Annotated in this window: 19 protein-coding genes and 1 pseudogene; 8 read left to right on the forward strand and 12 right to left on the reverse strand. The window is 65.6% G+C overall.

From position 1 onward, the window contains the following. Window positions 1-91: 91 nt before the first annotated feature. A pseudogene (locus ABIB14_RS05060) lies at window positions 92-769 on the reverse strand (O-methyltransferase). A 341-nt stretch (window positions 770-1110) separates the two neighbouring features. Between ABIB14_RS05060 and ABIB14_RS05065 the strand changes: the two are divergent. From ABIB14_RS05065 to ABIB14_RS05090, 6 genes are all read left to right on the forward strand, one after another. Beyond that, complete coding sequence (locus ABIB14_RS05065; RefSeq protein WP_354234539.1) at window positions 1111-2244, forward strand: GAF domain-containing SpoIIE family protein phosphatase; 1134 nt, start codon at window positions 1111-1113, stop codon at window positions 2242-2244. Window positions 2245-2329: 85 nt separating this feature from the next. Continuing rightward, window positions 2330-3625 carry a PP2C family protein-serine/threonine phosphatase gene (locus tag ABIB14_RS05070; RefSeq protein WP_354234541.1) on the forward strand — a complete coding sequence of 432 codons (1296 nt, stop codon included), beginning with the start codon at window positions 2330-2332 and terminating at the stop codon, window positions 3623-3625. 70 nt (window positions 3626-3695) lie between these two features. Continuing rightward, a complete protein-coding gene (locus tag ABIB14_RS05075) occupies window positions 3696-5696 on the forward strand; it encodes a glycosyltransferase family 2 protein (protein ID WP_354234543.1) in 2001 nt (666 codons plus the stop codon). Then, window positions 5680-6012 (forward strand): STAS domain-containing protein, encoded by a 333-nt coding sequence (locus ABIB14_RS05080; protein WP_354234545.1) that lies wholly within the window; start codon window positions 5680-5682, stop codon window positions 6010-6012. Before ABIB14_RS05075 ends, ABIB14_RS05080 begins: the two co-directional genes overlap by 17 nt. Beyond that, window positions 6005-6433: an ATP-binding protein gene (locus tag ABIB14_RS05085; RefSeq protein WP_354234547.1), complete on the forward strand. Its 429-nt coding sequence runs from the start codon at window positions 6005-6007 to the stop codon at window positions 6431-6433. Before ABIB14_RS05080 ends, ABIB14_RS05085 begins: the two co-directional genes overlap by 8 nt. 153 nt (window positions 6434-6586) lie before the next feature. Further along, on the forward strand, window positions 6587-7813 hold the full coding sequence (locus ABIB14_RS05090) for a glycoside hydrolase family 26 protein (protein ID WP_354234549.1): 1227 nt from the start codon (window positions 6587-6589) through the stop codon (window positions 7811-7813). A gap of 7 nt (window positions 7814-7820) precedes the next feature. On the opposite strand, the gene ABIB14_RS05095 is transcribed toward ABIB14_RS05090, so the two are convergent. Continuing rightward, on the reverse strand, window positions 7821-8147 hold the full coding sequence (locus ABIB14_RS05095; protein ID WP_354234550.1) for a thiamine-binding protein: 327 nt from the start codon (window positions 8145-8147) through the stop codon (window positions 7821-7823). Window positions 8148-8269: 122 nt separating this feature from the next. On the opposite strand from ABIB14_RS05095, the gene ABIB14_RS05100 reads away from it, so the two are divergent. Together ABIB14_RS05100 and ABIB14_RS05105 are read left to right on the forward strand one after the other, a co-directional pair. Then, entirely contained in the window at window positions 8270-8938 is a 669-nt protein-coding gene (locus ABIB14_RS05100; RefSeq protein ID WP_354234551.1) for a TetR/AcrR family transcriptional regulator, read from the forward strand. Between the two features lie 4 nt (window positions 8939-8942). Continuing rightward, window positions 8943-9359, forward strand: a complete 417-nt coding sequence (locus ABIB14_RS05105; protein WP_354234552.1) for a YkvA family protein — start codon at window positions 8943-8945, stop codon at window positions 9357-9359. Window positions 9360-9548: 189 nt separating this feature from the next. On the opposite strand, the gene ABIB14_RS05110 is transcribed toward ABIB14_RS05105, so the two are convergent. From ABIB14_RS05110 to ABIB14_RS05155, 10 genes are all read right to left on the reverse strand, one after another. Then, a complete protein-coding gene (locus tag ABIB14_RS05110) occupies window positions 9549-10574 on the reverse strand; it encodes an alpha/beta fold hydrolase (RefSeq protein WP_354234554.1) in 1026 nt (341 codons plus the stop codon). Window positions 10575-10587: 13 nt separating this feature from the next. Continuing rightward, window positions 10588-11451: a 3-hydroxybutyryl-CoA dehydrogenase gene (locus ABIB14_RS05115; RefSeq protein ID WP_354234556.1), complete on the reverse strand. Its 864-nt coding sequence runs from the start codon at window positions 11449-11451 to the stop codon at window positions 10588-10590. Further along, window positions 11448-12242 carry an enoyl-CoA hydratase/isomerase family protein gene (locus ABIB14_RS05120; protein WP_354234558.1) on the reverse strand — a complete coding sequence of 265 codons (795 nt, stop codon included), beginning with the start codon at window positions 12240-12242 and terminating at the stop codon, window positions 11448-11450. Before ABIB14_RS05120 ends, ABIB14_RS05115 begins: the two co-directional genes overlap by 4 nt. After that, window positions 12239-13399, reverse strand: a complete 1161-nt coding sequence (locus ABIB14_RS05125) for an acyl-CoA dehydrogenase family protein (RefSeq protein WP_354234560.1) — start codon at window positions 13397-13399, stop codon at window positions 12239-12241. The genes ABIB14_RS05120 and ABIB14_RS05125 overlap by 4 nt, the downstream gene beginning before the upstream one ends. A 77-nt stretch (window positions 13400-13476) precedes the next feature. Next, window positions 13477-15558, reverse strand: coding sequence for an acetate--CoA ligase family protein (locus ABIB14_RS05130; protein ID WP_354234562.1), 2082 nt, complete (start codon window positions 15556-15558; stop codon window positions 13477-13479). Continuing rightward, window positions 15555-16373, reverse strand: coding sequence for an SDR family NAD(P)-dependent oxidoreductase (locus tag ABIB14_RS05135; protein WP_354234564.1), 819 nt, complete (start codon window positions 16371-16373; stop codon window positions 15555-15557). Before ABIB14_RS05135 ends, ABIB14_RS05130 begins: the two co-directional genes overlap by 4 nt. Further along, a complete protein-coding gene (locus tag ABIB14_RS05140; protein WP_354234566.1) occupies window positions 16370-18154 on the reverse strand; it encodes an ABC transporter ATP-binding protein in 1785 nt (594 codons plus the stop codon). Before ABIB14_RS05140 ends, ABIB14_RS05135 begins: the two co-directional genes overlap by 4 nt. Continuing rightward, a complete protein-coding gene (locus ABIB14_RS05145) occupies window positions 18151-19038 on the reverse strand; it encodes an ABC transporter permease (RefSeq protein ID WP_354234568.1) in 888 nt (295 codons plus the stop codon). The genes ABIB14_RS05140 and ABIB14_RS05145 overlap by 4 nt, the downstream gene beginning before the upstream one ends. Before the next feature lie 8 nt (window positions 19039-19046). Next, window positions 19047-20033, reverse strand: coding sequence for an ABC transporter permease (locus ABIB14_RS05150; protein ID WP_354234570.1), 987 nt, complete (start codon window positions 20031-20033; stop codon window positions 19047-19049). Between the two features lie 29 nt (window positions 20034-20062). Continuing rightward, window positions 20063-21634: an ABC transporter substrate-binding protein gene (locus tag ABIB14_RS05155; protein WP_354234572.1), complete on the reverse strand. Its 1572-nt coding sequence runs from the start codon at window positions 21632-21634 to the stop codon at window positions 20063-20065. Window positions 21635-21684: the final 50 nt, after the last annotated feature.

Consider the following 21684-nt stretch of genomic DNA (forward strand, 5'->3'; position numbering starts at 1 on the left):
CGTGCCGCCGGTTGCCGACCGAAGCCGCTCGCCGAACAATTCTCAGCATACTTAGCATTTGGCCGATCCGCGCTTTCTCACGATCTCTGCACTACCGCACGAGGGCGAGGGCGAAGCCGTCCCAGCCTTTCGACCCGACCGTCTGGATCACCGTGGCGTCGAGCCGTGGGTCCTCGCCCATCAGTTGCAGCGCCGAGATGATCCCGGGAGTGTTAACGGGGTCCAGGGCCGGTTCCAGCACCGCACCCTCTTAGACGACGTTGTCCATCACCACGGTGGTGCCGGGCCGGCCGAGCCGGATGGCCCAGTCCAGGTACCGCGGGTTGTTTTCCTTGTCCGCGTCGATAAACACAAAATCGAAGGGCTCGGCGCCCTCGCTTGCCAACTGGCGCAGCGTGTCCAGGGCCGCGCCGACCCGGATCTCCACCAGGTGGCCCAGCCCGGCCCGGTCGAGATTGGCGCGCGCCACCCCGGCATGCCGGGGCACGTACTCGCAGGTGATGAGCCTGCCGCCGTCGGGCAGTCCCTGAGCCATCCAGATGGTGCTGAACCCGGCCAGCGTGCCGATCTCCAATACGCGCCGGGCGCCGGAAAGCTGGACCAGCAGCTTCAGGAGTTTCCCGGCGTTGGGCGCGACTTCGATGGGCGGCAGCCCCGCTTCCACGGCGGCGGCCGCAGCGCGCCGCAGCGAGTCATCGGGTTGGACCACGACGGCGGTCAGGTATTCCTCGACGGCGATCCAGCGGGACGTGGGCTGATGCTCGACCATGAGGCCCAGTCTTGCAGCTGCTCGAGTCGGAGGGTAGGCCCGGGCCCCCACATCTCCATAGTCGTGCCGAAGGCCCGACCCGGGGGACTTCTGGAGCGTGACAACGTCCCGTCTTCCAATCGGCGATAGGGTAGCCCGAGCGAGGAACCGGTCTCTGAGCTGGCGATACGCTTGTCCGAAGGGCGCGCGGCGGTGTGGGCAGCGGCAACGGGGCCCTGTTCGACCCTGTTGGGGGACCACCTCAGATTTGTGAAGGACATATGACAAGCACGGGCTACCAATTCCAGACTCCATTCCACGGTCCAGAGGCCCCGGAGCGGAGCCGGCTGGAGGACCTCTCCATGACGCGCCTCCTGGATACGCCATCGGAAGAACGCTTCGACCGGATAACGCGGCTTGCCCAACGGCTTTTCGGCGTGAGCGCCGCCAGCATCTCCCTGGTCGGCGAGAACCGTCAGTACTTGAAATCTTTCGTTGGTCCGCTTTCCCGCGAATCGGAGCGGCACGGCACATTTTGCACGGAAACGATCAAGTCCTCCGGATCCCTGATCGTCGAGAACGCCCTCACCGACGACCGTTTTAAGCAGAGCCCGCTCGTGACTGGCAACCCTCATATCAAGTTCTACGCGGGCCACCCGCTTACCGGTCCCGGCGGTACCCACGTAGGAACATTTTGCATCATCGACCAGGTCCCCAGATCGTTTAGCGCAGAGCAGCAGGAGATCCTGGAGGATCTGACCAAAATCATCCAGCGCGAGATGAACCTCTCTTGGGATATCGCTCAGGGGGCACTCGTGCAACGCGCCCTGCTGCCAGCCAGTCCTCCGGTACCTGCAGGGTACTCGCTGGGCACGTGCTTCTATCCGGCGTTCGGGCTTAGCGGGGACTTCTACGAGCTGGGCACGACGCCGTCCGGGCAATTCCGCATCACTGTCGGCGACGCCATGGGCAAGGGCGTCGGGCCCGGGCTCGTCGCCGGCACCGTCAGCTCCGCCTTCGCAAACCACAGCTGGGATGCCCCTCCGTCCGGAATCTTCGCGGATGTTGCGGGGCGACTCGACGAAAGGCTGGCCCGCGTCGGGTCCTATGCCACCATTGTTCACGCTGTAGTTGACCCAGTGACCGGCAACGGCCAGTACGCGGACGCCGGGCAGGGTTTGAGCCACATCCTGCGCGCGGACAACACCCTCGACCGTCTCGCCCCGACAGGGCCGCCCATGGGCCTAGTGGCGGGCCAGACCTGGGAGACGCGCAGCTTTCGCCTCGCCCCCGGGGATGCCATCCTAATTCCGACCGACGGACTCCTGGACCTGCACGGCGGGGACCTCGGCAGTCTGGCCGCAGCGATAAGTGACCGCCAGCCGGACACGCACCCGGACGCAACTGTCAAGAAATTGTGTGACCGCCGAGGACAACCCGTCATCCTGGACGACATCACAGCGATCCTCCTCCGGCGGGATGAGGAATCGTCCTAGGCAGCAGCTGCGGGGCTTGCCGCTTGAAGCCCGGCAGGATACCGGAGCGACCACCGGGAAGACTTTGCGGATCATGAGGGAATCAATGGCAAGAACGACGGCGGGTGACGCCATTTTGACGGGCGTGGACGAACTTTCACCGTCCTTAAAACAAGCCCCATTCCTCCTCTTCTTCGCCGTCGCCGTGGCCATGAGCGTCATCATCCCGACACTGACAGTAAGCAACCCGGGCGCAGTCGCTACGGGGTCGATCCTGACCGTTGCAGCCACCGTCTTCGCCGCGGTTGCGGTCAGGCCGGGCCCGGCACGTTTCGCGTTAATCGTCCCCTCCCTGGATTTCCTGGCGGCCGGCTTCTTGCGTCATGGCACCGGCGAGAGTCACTCCATCTATGCCTCGCTTGTCCTACTCCCGGTGCTGTGGTTCGCGGCCAAGGAAGGACGGCGCTATGTTGTCTACCCGGCCGTCGGGGCCACCGTGGCGATTATGGTTCCGTTCGCCCTCGGCTCGAGCATCGAAGAGAACCCGAACGAGCTTTCCCGGGGGTTCTACAGCACGCTCATCTTCATCCTGGTCGCTGTGGTGGTCAACGAGCTGGCACGACGGGCACGACGCCGCCTGCACACGGCCCGGGAGCAAGCCGCCGCGGCGACGGCAGAACTTGGCCGGGCAGCGCAAATTCAACGTTTCCTGCTGCCAAAGAACGCCGCACCCTTACGGGGATACGAGACCGCTGGGGCGTGCATCCCCTCAAAAGCTGTGGGCGGAGATTTCTTCGACTGGTACCTCATCGATGGCGGGCTCGGGTTCACCCTCGGCGACGTCATGGGCAAGGGCGCCGGGGCCGGCATGATTGCCGCCACCACCCGGGCCGTCATTCGCAGCGCCAAGAACAGCAATGACCCTGTGACGGCGCTGCAGCTGACGCAGGACTGCCTTGCCACCGACCTGGGCCAGGCCGGCTCGTTTGCCACGCTTTTCCACGCCCGGCTCCGGGCATCCGACGGGCGCATTTTGTTCTCGGACGCCGGCCACGGGCTGACCCTGGTCATCCGGACCGATGGCACCTGGGAGCGCCTGGCCTCGGATAACATCCCGGTGGGGCTGCTCCCCGATACCCACTGGGAATCATTCGAGACCCGACTGGACCCCGGAGACATGATCGTCAGCTTCAGCGACGGTGTCCTTGACCTCTACGACGGAACGCTCGCCGCCGTCGAAGAGATTGGAAAACTCGCCGCCGCCGCGACATCTGCCGCGGACCTCGTCGACTTGGTGCACCGGCGCGCGCTTGGGACAGCCAACCCGGATGACGTGACCATCCTGGCCGTCCGCCGGGACGGCCCCGGCTACCCCGCCCCTCGCGAAAGGACTCCGGCGTGACAGGATCGCCGCGCGCTCGACGGACCCTGACGGCGTCCACCTTTACCCACGCAGCGCAAAGGGGGCGGGCATGAAGATCTTCTGGGTACGGCTTCTTGCGGTGCTGACGCTGCTGGCCGGCGTCAACTATGTTGCCTGGCGCTGGCTCGCGTCGCTTAACTGGGACGCGTGGTGGATAGCTGTGCCGCTGGTCGCCGCTGAAACCTTCAGTCTGATCGATGTGCTGCTCTTCGGCATGACGGTCTGGCGGCTCAAATCACGCACCCCGCCGGCACCGGCTCCGGCGGACGCCACCGTGGACGTTTTCATCACGACGTACAACGAGCCCCTGGGCCTGGTGATGACGACGGCGCGTGCCGCCCAGAAGATCCGGCACCCCCACAGCACCTGGATCCTGGACGACGGAGACCGGCCCGAACTCCGGGATCTTGCCGCTGCGAACGGGCTCGGCTACGTGACCCGCAGCGTGGAGTGGAGCGGGATGCCCCGGCACGCCAAGGCCGGAAACCTGAACAACGCCCTGATGCAGACCGAGGGCGAATTCCTGCTCATCCTTGACGCGGACCAGATCCCCGAGCCGGATATTCTGGACAAGACGCTCGGCTACTTCAACAACCGTAAAGTTGCCCTCGTCCAGACTCCCCAATACTTCAGCAACGTCCCGGCGAATGACCCTATGGGCAGCCAAGCCCCCTTGTTTTACGGGCCGATACAGCAGGGCAAAGACGGTTGGAACGCAGCGTTCTTCTGCGGCTCCAACGCTGTCCTCCGCCGGGAGGCCCTCATGCAACTGGGATTGGTCGGGTATGTCAGGGAAACCGAAAAGAGCATCCGGCGCGCCCTCAGCGCGTCCCGGGCCGCGATCCGCAAGGCACGCAAGGCGGCGTCCGACGAATCCGCGCTGCTGCAGCAGACGCTCGACGAGGTCGAAGCGGCCACCCAGGAAGCCCGCCGCCAACTCGATGCCGGCGGCTCACTGAGCGAGATCACCTACCGGGCGCGGCGGCGGGTGGACCAGGCTGTCCAAACGTTGGTGCTGGCCGATGTGTCCGCCCTCCAAGCGGATCTGGAAGAGATCGCCGCGATGTCGCCGGTGGAGGTCGGCGAAGCAGGCGTCCCGGTGGTCACCGATGACGCGGTGCAGCGCATGGCGGCCCGTGACTGGTCTCCGCTCGGGGCAGTCGAGTCCGTCCAAGCGGTGCTCGACGCCCTATCGGTCGAACGGACCGGCGAGGCCCAGCCGGTCATGCCGCTGGCCACGATCTCCGTGACTGAGGACATGGCAACGGCCATGCGCATGCACGCGATGGGATGGCAGAGCGTTTACCACCATGAAATTCTTGCTTACGGGCTGGCCCCCGAAGACATCGGCACCATGCTGACCCAGCGGCTCCGGTGGGCCCAGGGCACCATCCAGGTCTTCCTGCGGGAGAACCCCCTGCTCCAACGGGGACTGAAGTGGGGCCAGCGACTGATGTACTTCGCGACAATGTGGACTTACTTCAGCGGGTTCGCCGCCGTCGTCTACTTCGCGGCGCCGATCATCTACCTGCTCTTCGGGATCCTGCCCGTCGCCAGCCTTAGCGCAGACTTCTTCCTGAGGTTCATTCCGTTCATGGTGGTCAACCAACTCCTCTTTGCCGTGGCCGGCAGGGGCATCCCCACCTGGCGCGGGCAGCAATACAGCCTCGCCCTGTTTCCCACCTGGATCAAAGCATGTACGACGGCGGCCCGGAACGTCTGGTTCGGGCGTCCCCTCGGTTTCGCCGTTACGCCCAAGGACCGCCAGTCCGGCGGTCCGCGGTGGAGCCTGATCCGACCGCAGATTGCCGTCTCCGTCGTTTTGTTGGTCGCGTCGGTTATCGGGATTGCGCGGCTTGCCGCCGGAATGTCCGAGCCGGTCGGCACACTCGTCAACGTATTCTGGGTGGTGTTCGACTTGATCGTCATGAGCGTCCTGGTCCGGGCCGTCCTTTACCGAGGCTACGACGCTGCCGGCGAGTCCGGCGATGAGGCGGACAGCAGCATCGAAACCCCCACCGAAAGGGCCATCCGTGAACCTGAGCTATGAAGTGAAAGACCGCTACGCCGAGATTTCAGCCGCCGGCCGACTCAACATGGTGTCGGCGCCGAAACTGCGGGAAATGGTCGCGGAAGTTGTCGCTGCCGGTTCCGCCCGGATCGTGATCAACCTGGAAGAGACAACATTCATGGACTCTTCCGGACTTGGAGCCCTCATCGGCTGCCTCAAAGCCGCCCGGCAGGCAGGCGGCGATCTCCGGATCGCGGCGGTCCAGCCCCAAGTCCAAATGGTCCTGGGCCTCACGAGCATGGACAAAGTCCTGACGTCACACGCCTCCGCAGCCTTGGCCTTCGGTGATGACTGACGTCCTCGCCAGGCGGACGCTCCGCCAAGCGGCACTGCCGGAAGCAATCGACGCCGTCCACACGGAGCTGGACGAGCTGTGGGAGGACGCTTCGTTTGTTCCCGACATGGACCGAATGACGTTCGCCACGGCCGTCATCGAAGCTGCCAGCAACGTGGTGCAGCATGCCATTCCCGAATCCGCAAAGCCTGTGGAACTCGGGGTCGATATTATCGTGACGCGCATCAGGCTGGAGGCACAGGTGAGCGCCTTTGGCGCCGCCAGCCCCGATCCCCTGGACGCGGACGCTGCCATGCCCGACGGCGATGCCGAATCCGGGCGTGGACTCGCCCTCATCCGCGCCCTCGTGACCACTGTGACGTTCAAGCGCCAAGACGGGACCAACACCTGGATCCTGTCCAAGTCCCCGCTACACGACTAAGCGAAATCCTTGGACAATCCTCGTGCTCTCTTGCTCCTTTTGGCCCCCTGGAGGGGGCGGTCCTGACGGATACTGAATGGTGAGGCTTCCGCTAAGCGGGCCACGCACCGTGAGGAAGCCCCGCCTAGCCCGGGGCCAGGTTAAGGAGTCCCCATGAAGCCACTGAGAAACCTGGCCGGCGTCGTCGCGCTCATGGCGCTGAGCCTGTCATTCGGGGCGATACCCGCGCGGGCCGCCTCTGCGTCCATTAGCCTGAGCCCGGCGCAGGGGCCGGCCGGCACCACGGTCACCGTTACCGGCACCGGTTTCCCCACGAAGAGCTCCGGCAGCCTCAACGCCGGCACCAGTTCGGCCGCCTTCAAGGTCAGCGCCTCCGGTTATTTCACGGCAGACGTAGTGATCCCACCGACGGCCCAACCGCTACTCGAGGTTCTGTCAGCGTCCGGCACCGTGAAGGCTTCGGCGGCCTTTACCGTCGTCGCGTCCACGCCGGCGACTGGACCCACGCCGCCGGCTATCAGCAGTTCGCCCCTCCGTTTCGGCGTCGGCACCCCTGGCGGACCGCTGGCTTCCGCCGAACTGGACGAAGTTGCCTCCCTTACCGGCGAGGCACCGTCTGTCATCTTGTCCTATAAGGACTTCAATCAGGCCACGCCTATCGCGGAGCTGGACGCCGCCCGCAAGCGCGGCGCGGTCACCCTGCTGACCTGGGAGCCGTGGGCCTGGGGCGGCGGAACGAACCAGCCTGCCTATGCCCTGGACCGGATCACCGCGGGAAGCTTCGATCCCTATTTGCGGCAGTGGGGCGAATCGCTGGCGGCCTGGGGGCACCCGGTGATGTTGCGCTTCGGTCACGAGATGAACGGGAACTGGTACCCCTGGTCCGAGGGGATCAACGGCAACGGAGCCGGTGACTATGTGGCCGCCTGGCGGCACGTCCACGACGTCGTCACCGCGACCGGGGCCTCCAACGTCACCTGGCTTTGGAATCCGAACGTCCCTTATCAGGGATCCAGTCCGCTGGATGCGCTGTATCCCGGTCCCGCTTACGTAGACGCGGTGGCCCTCGACGGCTACAACCGGGGTACGTCAGCAGCCTGGAGCAGCTGGATTTCGCCCTCGGAGCTTTTCGGACCGGGCCTCGCCGAATTGAGACGGCTTGCGCCGGGAAAGCAAGTGCTCGTGGCGGAAACGTCCTCCGCGGAACAAGGTGGCTCCAAGGCGGACTGGAACACAGGACTAATCAGCTATCTGGCTGCCCAGGCCGACGTCACAGCGGTGGTCTGGTTTAACTTCAATAAGGAAATGGACTGGCGGATCAACAGCAGCACCAGCTCGGCGACGGCGCTGTCGGCAGCACTGGCCGCCCGCCCCAGATAGGGCCTTCCTAGTCGCCCAGGGCCTGTTCCAGCCGGTCCAGTTTCGCGGTCAGTTCGCCGGAGTACCCGGGGCGGATGTCCGCCTTAATGACGAGGGAGACGCGGCTGCCGTAACGGCCCACTGCTTCCGTGGCCCGCTTCACGACGTCGAACACCTCATCCCAGTCGCCCTCAATCGTGGTGAACATGGAGTCCGTGTGGTTCGGCAGGCCCGATTCCCGGACGATCCGCACCGCCGCGGCGACGGCGTCGTGGACGGAGGCGTCGTCGGCTGCGGAACCAGCTTCGGCGCCGGCGGGGAGGCCTGAAGGCGCGACAGAAAATGCGAGCAACATGGCTCCAGTCTGCCACGTCCTGACGGAGCTCATTAAGGGCCGCAACTGACGCCGACACGTCACAATTAGGCGTACCGGCCGGTAACAGGTTTCCTCCACGTTCGCGTTGCTACCCTGAGCAAATGAACCGGGCAGTAGACCGCAGGCCACTCCGTGCGGATGCCGCACGCAACGTCAATAAGATCATTGCCGCTGCCCGCCAGTGCTTCCGCCAGTACGGTCCAGAAGTGCCGTTGCAGACCATAGCCGTCACCGCCGGGGTTGGCCCCGCCACGCTGTTCCGGAACTTCGCCGACAAGGAGGAACTCGTCCTCGCGGCCCTGCACCAGCAACTGAAGCTGCTGGTCAATCCGGTCATGGAGGAGGCCCTGGCAGGCAAAGACGCCGCCGAAGGGCTGTTCCGTGTTGTCGATGCTCTGATGGGGGTCGCCAGTGACGAGGCGAACCTCCTCGGCGCGGTGGCTGGGCGCCGAGGCGTACTCACCGGCATCACCGGCGACCTGATCGATTCCGTGGCCGTGCTGCTGGGCCGCGGCCAGGGCCAGGGCACGCTGCGCAGCGACATCTCGATGACGGACATGATCCGACTTCTGGCCATGCTGATCGGCGTGGTGGACACCATGGAAGCCGGGTCGGACGCCTGGCGACGCCCGGCGGCACTGCTTGAGGACGCCATCCGCGCGGAACGGCCCGATCGTCCGCTCCCGCCGCAGTCACCGTTGCCGGGAACCGTGTTGGGCGCGGCATTCGGTGCCGCCTTCGGGTCCACCTACGGAACCACGTACCGTTGAGACAATGACATGGGAAACCGTTGCCGGCGTGATAGGCGGCCTCTTGCTGGTCTACGCGGTACTGCTGGTTCTGCTTTGGGGCTATGCGCGGCAGCACCCCGAGACCATCACCATGAAGGACGCCCTGAGGTTGCTGCCTGACCTGCTCCGGCTGATCCGCCGGCTGCTGGCCGACAGCACCGTCGCGGCGGGCGTGCGCGTCCGACTGGCCCTGCTCCTGGTGTACCTGCTCTCGCCGGTCGACCTGGTGCCGGACTTCATTCCGGTGATCGGCTACGCGGACGACGTCGTCATTGTCGCCCTGGTGCTGCGCTCCGTGGTCGCCCGGGCCGGCGAAGATGCCGTGAAGCGGCACTGGCCCGGCACCCCCGAGGGACTGCAGCTGATCCTGAAGCTGGCCGGACTCGGCGCTGCCCGCTGAGGTCGCCGCTCCCCGCGCTGGGCGGCCGGTACGGAATAGGGTCCCGGAAGTACTGGTTGAGAGTTACCTGACAGCGAGCGCACCGGCCCAAGACACCAGGTTTCCTGCAGTGGCGGACACGGTCATGACGGCACCTGCGCAGCCCTTGTCCTTTCTGCCGAGGGGGACCGAAGTGGGTGCGGCAGCCCATTACCGCTGAAATTGGGCGTCCGGGTAGGCCTCAAGTGGTGCGTCCGCTGGTTCTTGCCAGGCGGCGAGACCGAGACTGCCGCCCGCTGCAAGGAAGTCTTCCTCTTGGCCAGGCACGATGAGTTGTGTCCGTCCGCAGCGGCTGGCGATGATCCGGTGGCCGAGGTATTTCACATCGGTCAGGATCTGGTCCCAGTGCCGGTATTGGACATCGTGGCCCTCGCCCGGATAGACCCGTTCCACCGTTTTGCGCCCTGCCAGCGCTGACTTCCAGCGCCGCATCTGTTCCAAGGGGACCAGTTCGTCTGCGCTCCCCCAGTACAGAAACACCGGGGCCCGGACGGACGACAGGTCCCGAAGCGGCTCGGAGGCGTACAGTTCGAAGGCCTGGCGCAGCCCTTCGGGGGGAACGTCGCGTCCTTTCGCAAAGACCCCCCGCGTGGCCTCCTCGATCACCGAGTCCCTGAAGCCGGGAATCGAGTGGACGGAACTTCCGGCCGGGAACCGCCACCAGGCCACCGGGTCCGCAGCCACGGTGCCCGTCTCCAGGGGGGCGTCCGCGCCCTCAGGCCTCTCCGCGAAGGCGCAGGCCAGATGCAGGGAGCGGATCTGCCGCGGGCGCGCTGCGATGATCGCAGCGGCGTAAGGTCCGCCGCCGGAAATCGCAAGCACGGAGACCTCCCCGATGCCCAGGGTGTCCAGCAGCGACCAGACGTCCTGGGCGTACTCTTCTGGTCCGACGGCGGGATCGAACACCGTCTGCCCCAGCCCGTTGCGCTCCACGGACACCACACGGATCCCCAATTCCTGCCGGAAGGACCGGGCGAACTCCAGAAGCCTGAAGGCCCGGACGGTCGTTCCGGCACCGCCGAGGAAGAGCAGCGGAACAGCGCCGGCCCCGCCGTCATCGATGTAGTTCACCGTGCGGCCGGACCCCACGACAGTGGTGCACACCACCGGGCCCATCGGATCGAAGCCGGAATTCCGGACCTGAATCGTTTCAACGGCATCCGTGACGAGATCCATGGGAGTTCTCCTCTCACACATAGTTGTAGAAACCGTGTCCGCTCTTGCGGCCGAGCAGGCCTGCATCCACCATGCGCCGGAGCAGCGGCGGCGGGGCGTAGTGCGGTTCCTTGAATTCCTCGTACAGCGCGGTGGCCACATGCAGCGCCGTGTCCAGGCCCACCAGATCCGTCAGTTTCAAAGGACCCATCGGATGTGCACATCCGGCCACCATGCCGGTGTCAATATCGGCCGCCGAGGCGTGGCCTGCCTCCACCATGCGGATGGCGGAGAGCAGGTAGGGGATCAGGAGGGCATTGACCACGAACCCGGCACGGTCCGTGGCCACGATGACTTCCTTGCCGAGAGCCTTCGCGAAAGCGCGGGCCCGTGCCAGGGTGTCGCTGCTCGTTTGCAGGCCGGTGACGAGCTCCACGAGGGGCTGGACCGGTGCTGGATTGAAAAAGTGCACTCCCAGGACGTTTTCCGGCCGCCGGGTTGCTGCGGCAAGGCGGCCGATGGGCATGGCTGAGGTGTTGGAGGCCAGGATCGTCCCGGGGTCCTGGATCACAGCGTCGATGCGCCGGAACGCGTCGAGCTTGAGATCCATAATTTCGGGTACGGCCTCGATCACCAGCTGCCGGTCCGAGAAGGCCCCGATGTCCGTGCCGAAGCTGATCCGGGCCAGCGCGTCGTCCATGTCCGCGGAATCCAGACGGCCGGCAGCCACCGCCTTTTCCATCGACGCCGTGAGCCGTTTGCGCCCTGCGGCCACCGCGGCGTCGTTGGCTTCAACAACCACAACGCCGGCACCGGCCCGGGCGCAGACTTCCGCTATGCCAGAACCCATCAGTCCGCACCCGAGCACGCCTATCCGCTCAAATTCGCCCACGCTCATCCGGGTTCCCCCGCGGGGCGGTTGAGGGCGGCGTAGGCCAGCTGTTCGATGAGCATCGACGCCGAGGCCGAGGACTCCGCTGCGGCGTCGATTGCCGCTTTGGTCCAGGCCACCGCCATCGCCGGCTGCCCGGCCAGGAACTCCGCCCGCGTCAGGGCAACGGCCAGCGCGCCGCTGGCCGGTACCAGTTCACGGATCAGGCCCAGGCGGTGGGCCTCGGCCGCCGGGAACCGCTCGCCGAACAGGATGATCTCCCGGGCGATGGCAGGGCCGGCGGCGCGGACCAGCCGGGTCAGGCCGCCGGAACTCGGCAGGATACCAAGCCCTATCTCCGGCAGGCCGAAGCTGGCGGTCTGGTCCGCGATCCGGATATCACAGGCCAGCGCAAGCTCGAAGCCGGCGCCCAGGCAGTACCCCGACACTGCGGCCACGGTGGGTTGCGGCAGCCGCGACACGACCTCATAGAGTGACCCGCTGCCGCGGTAGTATGCCGCGATCCTCTGGGGTGTCATTTCCGGCAGTTCGGAAGTATCCGCACCGGCCGAGAATGCCCGCTCCGATCCGGTAAAGACAATGGCAGACGCACTCGTCACCTCCGGTGTGTGCAGGGCGTCCAGCAGCGCCTGCTCCAAGGCGGTGGAAAGGGCATTGAGTTTGCCGGGACGGTTGAGCTGCAGCACCGCGACCTTGCCGTGGCGCTGGACCTTGACGAGGGGTTCGGCGACGGTATCCCGGGGTGCCGGGCCAGTCAGGGTGCGGTGTGGTTCTGCAGCGTGTGAAACGGACGTCACTTGGCTACCGCGCCGGCATAGCCCAGCAGTCCCTCGGCGCCCCGTTTGTTGATTTCGTTGCCGATGATGACAGTCTGGATCTCCGAGGTTCCTTCCCAGATGCGGTCCACTCGCAACTCGCGCCACAGGCGTTCCACCGGGTTTTCGCGCATGTAGCCGCGGCCCCCGAATATTTGCAGGGCGTTGTCCACGCAGCGGTTGGACGCCTCGGAGGCGCCCAGCTTGATGACAGCTGCCTTGGCGTTGAGGAGCTTCCGGTCCAACCCCTGGTCCGCTTCCCAGGCCACCTGGTAGGTCAGGACACGGTTGGTCATGATGTCCACGGTGTTTTTGGCGAGCATGTTCTGGATGAGCTGGAATTCCAGGATGGGCTTGCCGAACTGCACACGGGTTTTGGCGAACTCGGCCGCGAGCAGGGTGGCCCGTTCGGCGGCGCCGATGGTGCGGGCCGCGATCATGAGTCGCTCTTCGACGAACCAGTCCCGCGTCAGTTCGTAGCCCTGGCCGATCTCACCCAGAATCTTGTCTGCGCTGACGCGCACGTCCTCGAACAGGAACTCGGGGTGTTCGTAGACGAAGGTATGCGTGTAGCGCGGGGTGCGCGTTACGGAGACACCCGGGAGGTCCTTGTCCACCAGGAACATGGTCGGGGCGCCCTCCACACCGGCGAGCACCAGGATGAAGTCCGCAGCATCCCCGACGGTGACGAAGAGCTTCTCACCATTGATGATGTAGTGGTCGCCGTCCTTGACCGCAGTGGTCTGGATGTTCTGGGGGTCCGATCCGGCCTCCGGCTCGGTGATGGCGACGGCGTCGCGGCGTTCACCGCGGATTTCGGGGATCAGGTATTCCTCGCGTTGGGCCGGGGTGCAGGCCTTCAGGGCGTTGGCCGGGCGCCACAACGTGTCCCACAGGGCGCCGGTCAGCTTTCCCACTTCTTCGGAGACAATAGCGTGTTCCAGCACGCTGAGTCCTGCCCCGCCCCACTCCGCCGGCATGTTGATGGCGGCGAGCCCGTGGTTGATAACCAGCTGCCTGACTTTGGCGTGCTGGTCATCGGTGAGTCCGTTATTCATTTCACAGTCGAGCTCGTACTGATACATCTCATTTGTCCAGGCAGTTGCGCGCTGCTTGATTTCGATCTGGCGGGGAGTCATCCGGAAGTCCATGGGTCCTCTTTCTCGGTATTCTTGGTTGGTATGTCGGTGCTGCCTGGTTCTCTGGGCGGATCGGTTCAGTCGAGTATGATCCGGGCATCCAGCGCGATGGCTCCGGCCGGCATTGCGGCGACCGGGTTGCATTCGATTTCGGCGATTTCCGGGTGAGCAGCGGCCACCGCGGAGAGTCGTGCGACGATGTCCGCCACTGCGTCGATGTCCACCGGGGCCCGGCCACGGGCCCCGGTCAGAAGCCCCGCCCCGCGCAGGGACAGCAGCATGTCCTTGGCCTGGGCGGCGGTCACCGGACCGAGGGCGCAGCGCACGTCATGGAGGATTTCGGCAAAGACCCCGCCCAGGCCCACCAGCACCAGCGGACCGAAGCGCGGATCGCGCCGGACCCCCACGAGCAGTTCGACCGCGCCGGCGAGGTCCGCCATTTCCTCGACGGAGCACGACGGCGGCGCGAGCCGGGCATCGACGTCCCGCCAGGCCGCGAGCAGTGCTGCCTCGTCGGCGAGGTTGAGGAAGACACCCCCGCGGTCGGACTTGTGTTCGTCACCGAGGGCCTTGAGCACAAGCGGGTAGCGGAGGGTTGCCGCAGCCTCCAGCAGCTGGTTTTCGCTGGAGACTTCGGCCGCCCCGGCGAACGGGATGCCGGCGCTGGCCAGGAGCCGGCGTGAGGCGTAGTATCCCGTGTCTTCAACGGGCGGTGCCGGGGGCGGCAGCGCGGGAAGTCCGGTGGCCGGTGCGGTGTGGCGGCGGGCGAGGCGCCCCAGTGCCCACGCGGCTTCCTCGATGCCGCGGTAGACGGGGATGCCTCCGTCACGGAGTGCAGAGGCAGCGGCTGACTGCCAGTTCATCGTCTGGACCAGGACGGTGCCGCCGCTCGCGGCCGTCTCCGCCGCCATCCCCTGGGCGGCCTCCACTTCGCGTGCTGCGAGTTCGGGCCCATAGCTTCCGTACCCGCCGAAATAGCCGCTCATGAGGGTGGCGTCCACGTCGTTGCTCGCCGTGAGGTGGCTCAGGACCCGCGGGAAGCACATGATGTCCTGCTCGCCGCCGCCGGCGACGTCCACCGGGTTGCTGACTGCTGCAGTCTGCGGCAGCTCCGCGGCGATGGCCGACTGCAGCGCGGCGCCGAACTCGACGACGTCGAGGCCCTGGCCGGCGGCATTGTCGCTGGCCACCGACGCCTGCCCGCCGCCGTCGGCGAATACTGCCGTGCGTGCGCCGGCCGGCACCCGGCTCCGGACGAGGGCCTGCAGGAGATGCGCCATCTGGGCGGGCGAGGCGACTTGTTCAATTCCGGAGGCGCGGCAGGCAGCTTCCACGACGATTCCGGAGGAGACCATGGCGCCGGTGTGCGACTTCGCGTTGCGGACCGAGGCCTCGGTGGCTCCGACGGTCAGCAGCACAACAGGTTTGCCGGCCTCCGCGGCGTGCTGGGCGGCTCTGGCGAAACGGCGTCCGTCGCGGAAGTCCTCGCAGTACACGGCGATGGCCGCGGTGCCGTCGTGGTCCACGAATGCGTCGATCAGATCCGCGGCGTCAAGGTCGGCCTGGTTGCCTAATGATGCGAACCGGGAAACTCCCAGCCCATGGTCCGACAGGAGAGTGGCCAGTTCCAGGGCAAGGTTGCCGCTCTGGGAGATGACGCCGATGTTGCCGACCGGGAATTCGTTGGAGGCCAGCATGAGCGAGCTGCTGTGATCGAGTACTCCCAGACAATTCGGGCCCAGGAACCGGGCGCCCGCGGCGCGGATTTTGGCGGTGATGCGTTCCTGCAACAGGAGTCCTTCTCCCCCGGCTTCGCCCAGGCCCGCACTGATCCCCACAATCGCCTTGGCGCCTCCGGCCAGGGCGTCGTCCACGGCGTCCTCAAATCCCGCCGCCGGAACGGCGATGACCGCGAGCTCGACGGGGCTGCCGATGGAGGTGACGCTGGGAACGGCGGGGCGGCCCAGCACGGTGGGCTTGCTCCGGTTCACCAGGTGGACGGGGATGCCGCCTTTGAGCGCCTGAACGGCGATCCAGTTCCCGTATTTCCGGGTGTCATCGCTTGCGCCGATAATCGCCACGGCGTTGGGGTTGAACAGCGCCTGCAGGTTGCCGGTATCGGTGGCGGGCAGAACGGAAAGATCCGTGATTGAGGTCATGAGAGCTCCTTTGCGGGGACGGGACGGCCTGAGCCCCAGGCATCCGCTCCGCCGTCGATGATGATGGTGGTTCCAGTGATATAGCGTGCGGCGTCGGTGGCCAGAAACGTCAAAACGTCTGCGACGTCTTCCGGCTGGCCGAGACGTCCGAGCGGGATGCCCTGTTCCCATTCGGCACGGGCCTCGGCCGGGTACTGTTCCAGGCCCTCGCTCATGATGCTGCCCGGGGCCACGGCCACGGAGCGGATGCCGAAGCGGCTCCACTCCAGGGCCAGTCCGGAGGCGAGATTTTCGACGGCGGCACGCGCGGCAGTGGCATGGACCATGCCTGGGATACCGCGGCGGGGCGAGAAGGCCATAAAGAGCAGCAGGCCCGAGCGGTTGGGGATCATGGTCCGCGTCGCCACCTCGCGGGTGAGGTTCCAGACGGCGTCCACCGAGAGACGGTGCACGGCGCGCCAGCCGTTAAGTGAGATGTCCTCCGCCGGGGACTGGAACTGGCCTCCGGCGTTGTTGACCAGGACGTCGATCCGGCCGAAGGCGGCGAGTGCGCAGTCCACCAGTTCGGTGGCCTGCTCCGGCTCACGGATATCCCCTGCGACGAAGATCGCCTCGCCGCCGGCCCTGCGGACCAGTTCGGCGGTTTCCTTCAGGAGGACCTCGCGCCTGCCGGCGAGCACGAGTTTCGCGCCGCACCCGGCCATAGCGAGGGCCGCGGCACGGCCGATGCCGGTGCCGCCGCCGGTGATCAGGACAACCTTTCCTGCCAGCGCTTCGGCGTGGAAGCTGGGTGCGGGCACCGGTGCGCCGCTCATGAGGCCCTCAGCGGGTCGGGAAGCTGGAAGTTGGGCGTCGCTGTGAGCAGCGATTGTGTGTAGTGATGCTGGGGGTCGGCGAACATGCCCTCCACCTCTCCGAATTCGACGATCCGGCCGTGCTCCAGGACGGCCACCTGCTGCGCGATGTTGCGTACCAGGGCGATGTTGTGGGTGATGAAGACCAGGGTGAGCCCCATTTCCGCCTGCAGCCCGCGCAGCAGGTCCACGAGCGAGGACTGCACCGAGACATCCAGAGCCGAGGTGATTTCGTCGCAGATGAGGACCTCGGGTTCGGTGGCCAGTGAGCGGGCGATGGCCACCCGCTGCCGTTCACCGCCGCTGAGCTGATCCGGATAGCGTGTGGCGTGGTCCGGCCGCAGCGATGCACGTTCCAGCGCCGTGGCCACGATCTCGCGGGCATTCCTGACCTTGCCGCGCACGGCGGTGACGGGCTGCAGGATCAGTTCCTCCACCGTCCGCCGCGGGTTCAGGGACTCATAGGGGTTCTGGAAAATGTACTGCACGCGGCGCCGCTGATCCTTGGTGCGTTTGAAGCTGCTTGGCGCCAGCGTGGTTCCGTCCAGGGAAATGGAGCCTGTGTAGTCATGATGGAGCCCTGCGATGCACCGGCTCAAGGTGGTCTTCCCGGACCCGGATTCACCCAGCAGGGCCAAACAATCCCCGGCATAAGCCTGAAGGGTTATGCCTTCCAGAACAGTGTTCCTGCCGTAGCCGGCGGTCAGCCCGTCGATGTCGATCACCGCCTTCCGTCCCGGGGCAGGGGCCGAACGGATCGACGGGATGCGGACCCGGACCGGAGGAAGCGGCTGCTCGGGTTTGAAGCACCGCACCGTGTGCCGGGGCCCAACTTCGGTGGCTGCGGGGGCGTCCGTTTCGCATCCGGCGTCCGCGAGGGGGCAGCGTGGTGCGAAGGCGCAGCCCTGCGGCCGGGCCAGCGGCGATGGGGCGTGGCCGGGGATGCCGATCATGGGACGCTTGGCGTGAAGGTCCGGTACCGCCAGGAGCAGGCGCTCGGTGTAGGGGTGGCGTGCATTGGACAGAACGTCGGCGGTGCTGCCGATTTCCACGATACGGCCGGAATACATCACGGCTATCCGGTCGGCGAGTTCGGCAACTACGGCCATGTCGTGGCTAATGTAGACGGCGGCGCAATCGTAGGTCGTGCACAGCGAGCGCACGGTGGCCAGAACATGGGCCTGGGTGCTGACGTCCAGACCCGTTGTGGGTTCGTCCATAACGATCAGGGCCGGACGCGCGGTGAAAGCCATGGCGATGGCTACGCGCTGCTGCTGGCCGCCGGAGAGCTGGTGCGGGTAGCGCGCCAGGAAGGCATCGTCGTCCGGCAATGCCACCTCCCGCAGCACCTGCCGGACCCGGCCAAGCACCTGGGCCGAGGGGCCGGAAAGGCATTCCTTCAGCTGGGTGCTGATGCGAAGGGCCGGGTTCAGCGCCGACGCAGGCGACTGGGGGATGTAGGCAACCGTGCGCCCGCGGAGTTGGCGCACCTGGCGCCAGTGCAATCCGGCCAGTTGCTGGCCGGCGACGCTGACGCTGCCGCCGCCTAGTTCGGTGCCTTCCTTGCAATAATTCAGGAGTGCCAGACCAAGCGTGGTCTTGCCGGAGCCCGATTCTCCGACGACCCCCAATATTTCGCCGGGACGGACCTCCAGGGAGAGTTCCTCGATGATGGCAGCCATCGACGGAATTCCGATGATTTTAAGGTCTTCCACCTCCAAGGTGGGTGCGGCCGTGCTCATACCGTGACTCCTTTGTCGCTGCCGATGGATGCCTTGGCCAGGCCGTCTGTCACCAGGTTTGTGCCAACCGTCAGTACTGCAATGGCGATGACGGGCAGGGCAACCGACCATGGGGAAATTGTCAGGGCAATCCGGTTCTCGTTGATCATTAGGCCCCAGTCCGCAGCGGGCGGCTGCAGTCCCAGTCCCAGAAAGCTCAGACCGGCAACCAGCCCGATCGAGTACGTCAGGCGTAAGCCGAATTCCACCGCCAGCGTGCTGCTGATGTTGGGGATGATCTCGCCGATCATGATGCGCCAGCGGGGAATGCCGACGGACTCAGCGGCCTTGATGAAGTCCCGCTCCACCACGGATAGCGCGGCGCCTCGCACCACACGGGCAACCCGGGGAAGGTGGCCCAGGCCCACCATCAGTACCAGCAGCCACAGCTGCGGGCCGATGATGGAGAGGAACAACAGGGCGAGCACGATCTGCGGAAACGCCAGTGCCACGTCCCCGGTCCGCATCAGAAACTCATCCAGCCAGCCGCGTCGGTAGGCGGCCGTCACTCCCACCAGTGCGCCCAGACCCACGCCGAGTCCAGTGGCGACGAGCGCGAGGATCATCAGGGACTGTCCGCCGGAAAGGAACCGGGACAGGACGTCCCGTCCGAGGTTGTCGGTGCCGAAGGGACCGCCGGTGCCGGCCGGGGAGAAAGGCGCCGCCACAAAGTCCGTGGCGGAATGCGGGGACACATACGGGCCGAATAACGCCACGGCAAGGACCGCCAGGCTCAGCACCAGGCCCACCACGGTGCGTTTGGACCGGAGCGCCCGCCGGAAAAGTCCCGATTTGCGGACCTCGTGGCCTGTTTCCGCGGAGGCGGCAGACGTAGTCGTTCTCATGCTGGGACTCATGGTGCCGTCCTCACTTTCGGGTTGGCGGCAAGGGTGACAACATCGGCAAGCAGATTCACCAGCACATAGAACAGAGCTATGACCATCACCAGTGCCTGCACCACGGGCAGGTCCCGGTTGGTGACAGCATCGATCAGCTGGAATCCGACGCCCGGGAAGCGGAATAGGAACTCAACGATCACCACCCCGCCGATCAGCCAGGCGAGCTGCAATGCAATCACCTGGGCTACCGGGCCGATGGCGTTCGGCAAGGCATGACGCAGGATCACCACGCGCTCCGGAAGCCCCTTGAGCCTCGCCTGCTGAACGTACTGACTGTCCAGGACTTCGAGCATCGTGGCCCTCATGATGCGGACGATATACGGCGAGACAGCCAGCACCAGTGTCAGGACCGGAAGCACCAGCTGTGCCGGGTTGCTCCAGACCTGTTCACCCGGGGTGAGGACGAACACGGCCGGAAACAGGTGGAAAAGCCCGGTTGCCAGGAAAAGGACCAGCAGTACACCCACCACGAATTCAGGGAGCGAGGCCAGGACCAGGGTGACGATTCCCGTCACATGGTCGACAGCGGTGTCCTTCTTCAGCGCACTCCAGGTTCCGATTCCGATCGAAAGGGGGACGGCGATAATGGCTGCACACGCCATCAGGACGGAAGAGTTCTGCAGCATGGGAGCGATGGAGTCGATGACGGGTGCGCCGCCCGCCAGCGAGGTGCCAAGGTTGAATGTCAGCAGCTGTCCCAGCCAGCTAAAGTACTGTTCCGGAAGCGACCCGCCAAGATGGAGCTGTTCACGCAATGCCGCGAGGCGCTCAGGGGTGGCTTCGCGGCCCAGGATCGCCTGCGCCGCGTCACCGGGCAACGCCTGGGTCGCCAGGAATACGATCAGCGAAACAACCCAGAGGGTAAACAGCCCAAACATCGAACGGCGGACCAATAATCTCTGGATGCCACCGCGTGGTGGCTTCGGGGTCCGGGTGTTCACTATTTGTTCCTTCACGGCCGACATTTCCACTATTTGTTCAGCCAGACGTTTCGGAAGCCGAACGAAGTCAGCGGGATCCCGCTCTTATCCGGCACCAGCCCGATGACCGCGGAACTGTGGGCATCGACACTGTTGGGGAAGCCCCAGATGATGTAGCCGCCGCGGTCGAACTCGATCTTCTGTGCCTGTTTGATGAGCCCGCACCGGGCGGCCTCATCGGTGGTGGCCTGGGCGCGGGTGACGAGCGCCAACCACTCCTGGTCATCCCAATGAGTTTCGTTGTAAGGTGCTCCGCTAAGTCCGGACGCCGCTGTCTGAGGCAGGTAGTCGCGGGTAAACCAGAAATCCTGGGAGAAGTTCCATTTCAGGTACTGGTCCCCGTAGAACTCGCCCGGATCCACCTTTTTGACGTTGACGGTCACACCGGCTGCCTTGGCCTGCTGAGCGAAAACCTGCGCTGCCTCAACCAGTCCGGCCGCCGCCGGCGAGGTCACCAGTTCGACGCTGAGATTACTCTTGCCGGCCTCGGCCAACAGCGACTTGGCCTTGTCGATGTCCTGGCTGCGTTGTGCAACATCTGAGGGGAAGCAGGCATCAAGGGGCGAATACATGTCATTGCCGACGCTTCCGTGACCGCCCAACACCTGATCGACCATCTGCTTGCGGTCAACAATAAGCCGGAAGGCCTCACGCACCTTGGGATCGTTGAAGGGTGCCTGATCAACCCGCATGGTGAACGGCAGCCAAGAGCCCGTGGAAGATTCGAGTACCTTCATCGCCGGGTTGGCCTTGACCACGTTGACCTGTCCCAGCGGCAGCTGGTCGATGGCGTCCACCTGGCCACCCAGAAGCGCGTTCACCCGGGCGGTGTCATCCGGGAAGTCTACGATGGTGACCTTATCCAGATACGGCTGGCCGGCACGCCAGTAATGAGGATTCTTCACAAACACGCTCTGCTGGCCGGGCGTGAAACTGTCCAGCACAAAAGGACCGGAGCTCACAGGCTTTTTTGGATCATAGCTGGCCGGGACAATACCGGAGGTGTATTGGGCGACAGTGTCAGGGAACGTGGCGTAGGGGGCACTGAAGGGGAAGAGGACGGTCCGGGCATCGGTGGCCGTGAGGGCGTCCCGTTTCAGCGTACTCAGGGCCGCTGCACCGGCCATCGGCGCTTTCGGATCGGTGATCCGCTTGAACGTGAAGACGACGTCGTCGGCGGTGATGGGTGTCCCGTCACTGAACTTCAGACCGTCCCGCAGATGCACGGTCCACGATGCCCCATCCGCCGACGGCGAAACCGTATCGGCCAACGCCATTTGGATCTTATGGTCGTTGTCGTAACTGGCCAGCGTGTCGTAAAGCTGTATCGCACGGGCTTCATCCGGATGCGTCACCGGTGCGTGGGCATCCAGAGTGTCCTTGGCCGATCCCCCCACAATGCCAACGCGCAAATTGCCCCCCGGTTTGGGTGTGGCACCGGCGGCTGACCCGGCCGGGTCCGCTGCCGCACCCGAAGAACATGCGGACAACGCCAGGAGCGAAGCGCCCATGGCCAGAGCGGTGATGAGGTGAAAACATTTATGGCGTCGGTGGACGGTCATGGACGGTGCCTCCTGCGGCGATGAAGGAAGATCTTGATGGATACCGACAA

It is taken from the genome of Arthrobacter sp. UYEF3 (assembly GCF_040546245.1).
Classification (GTDB): Bacteria; Actinomycetota; Actinomycetes; order Actinomycetales; family Micrococcaceae; genus Arthrobacter.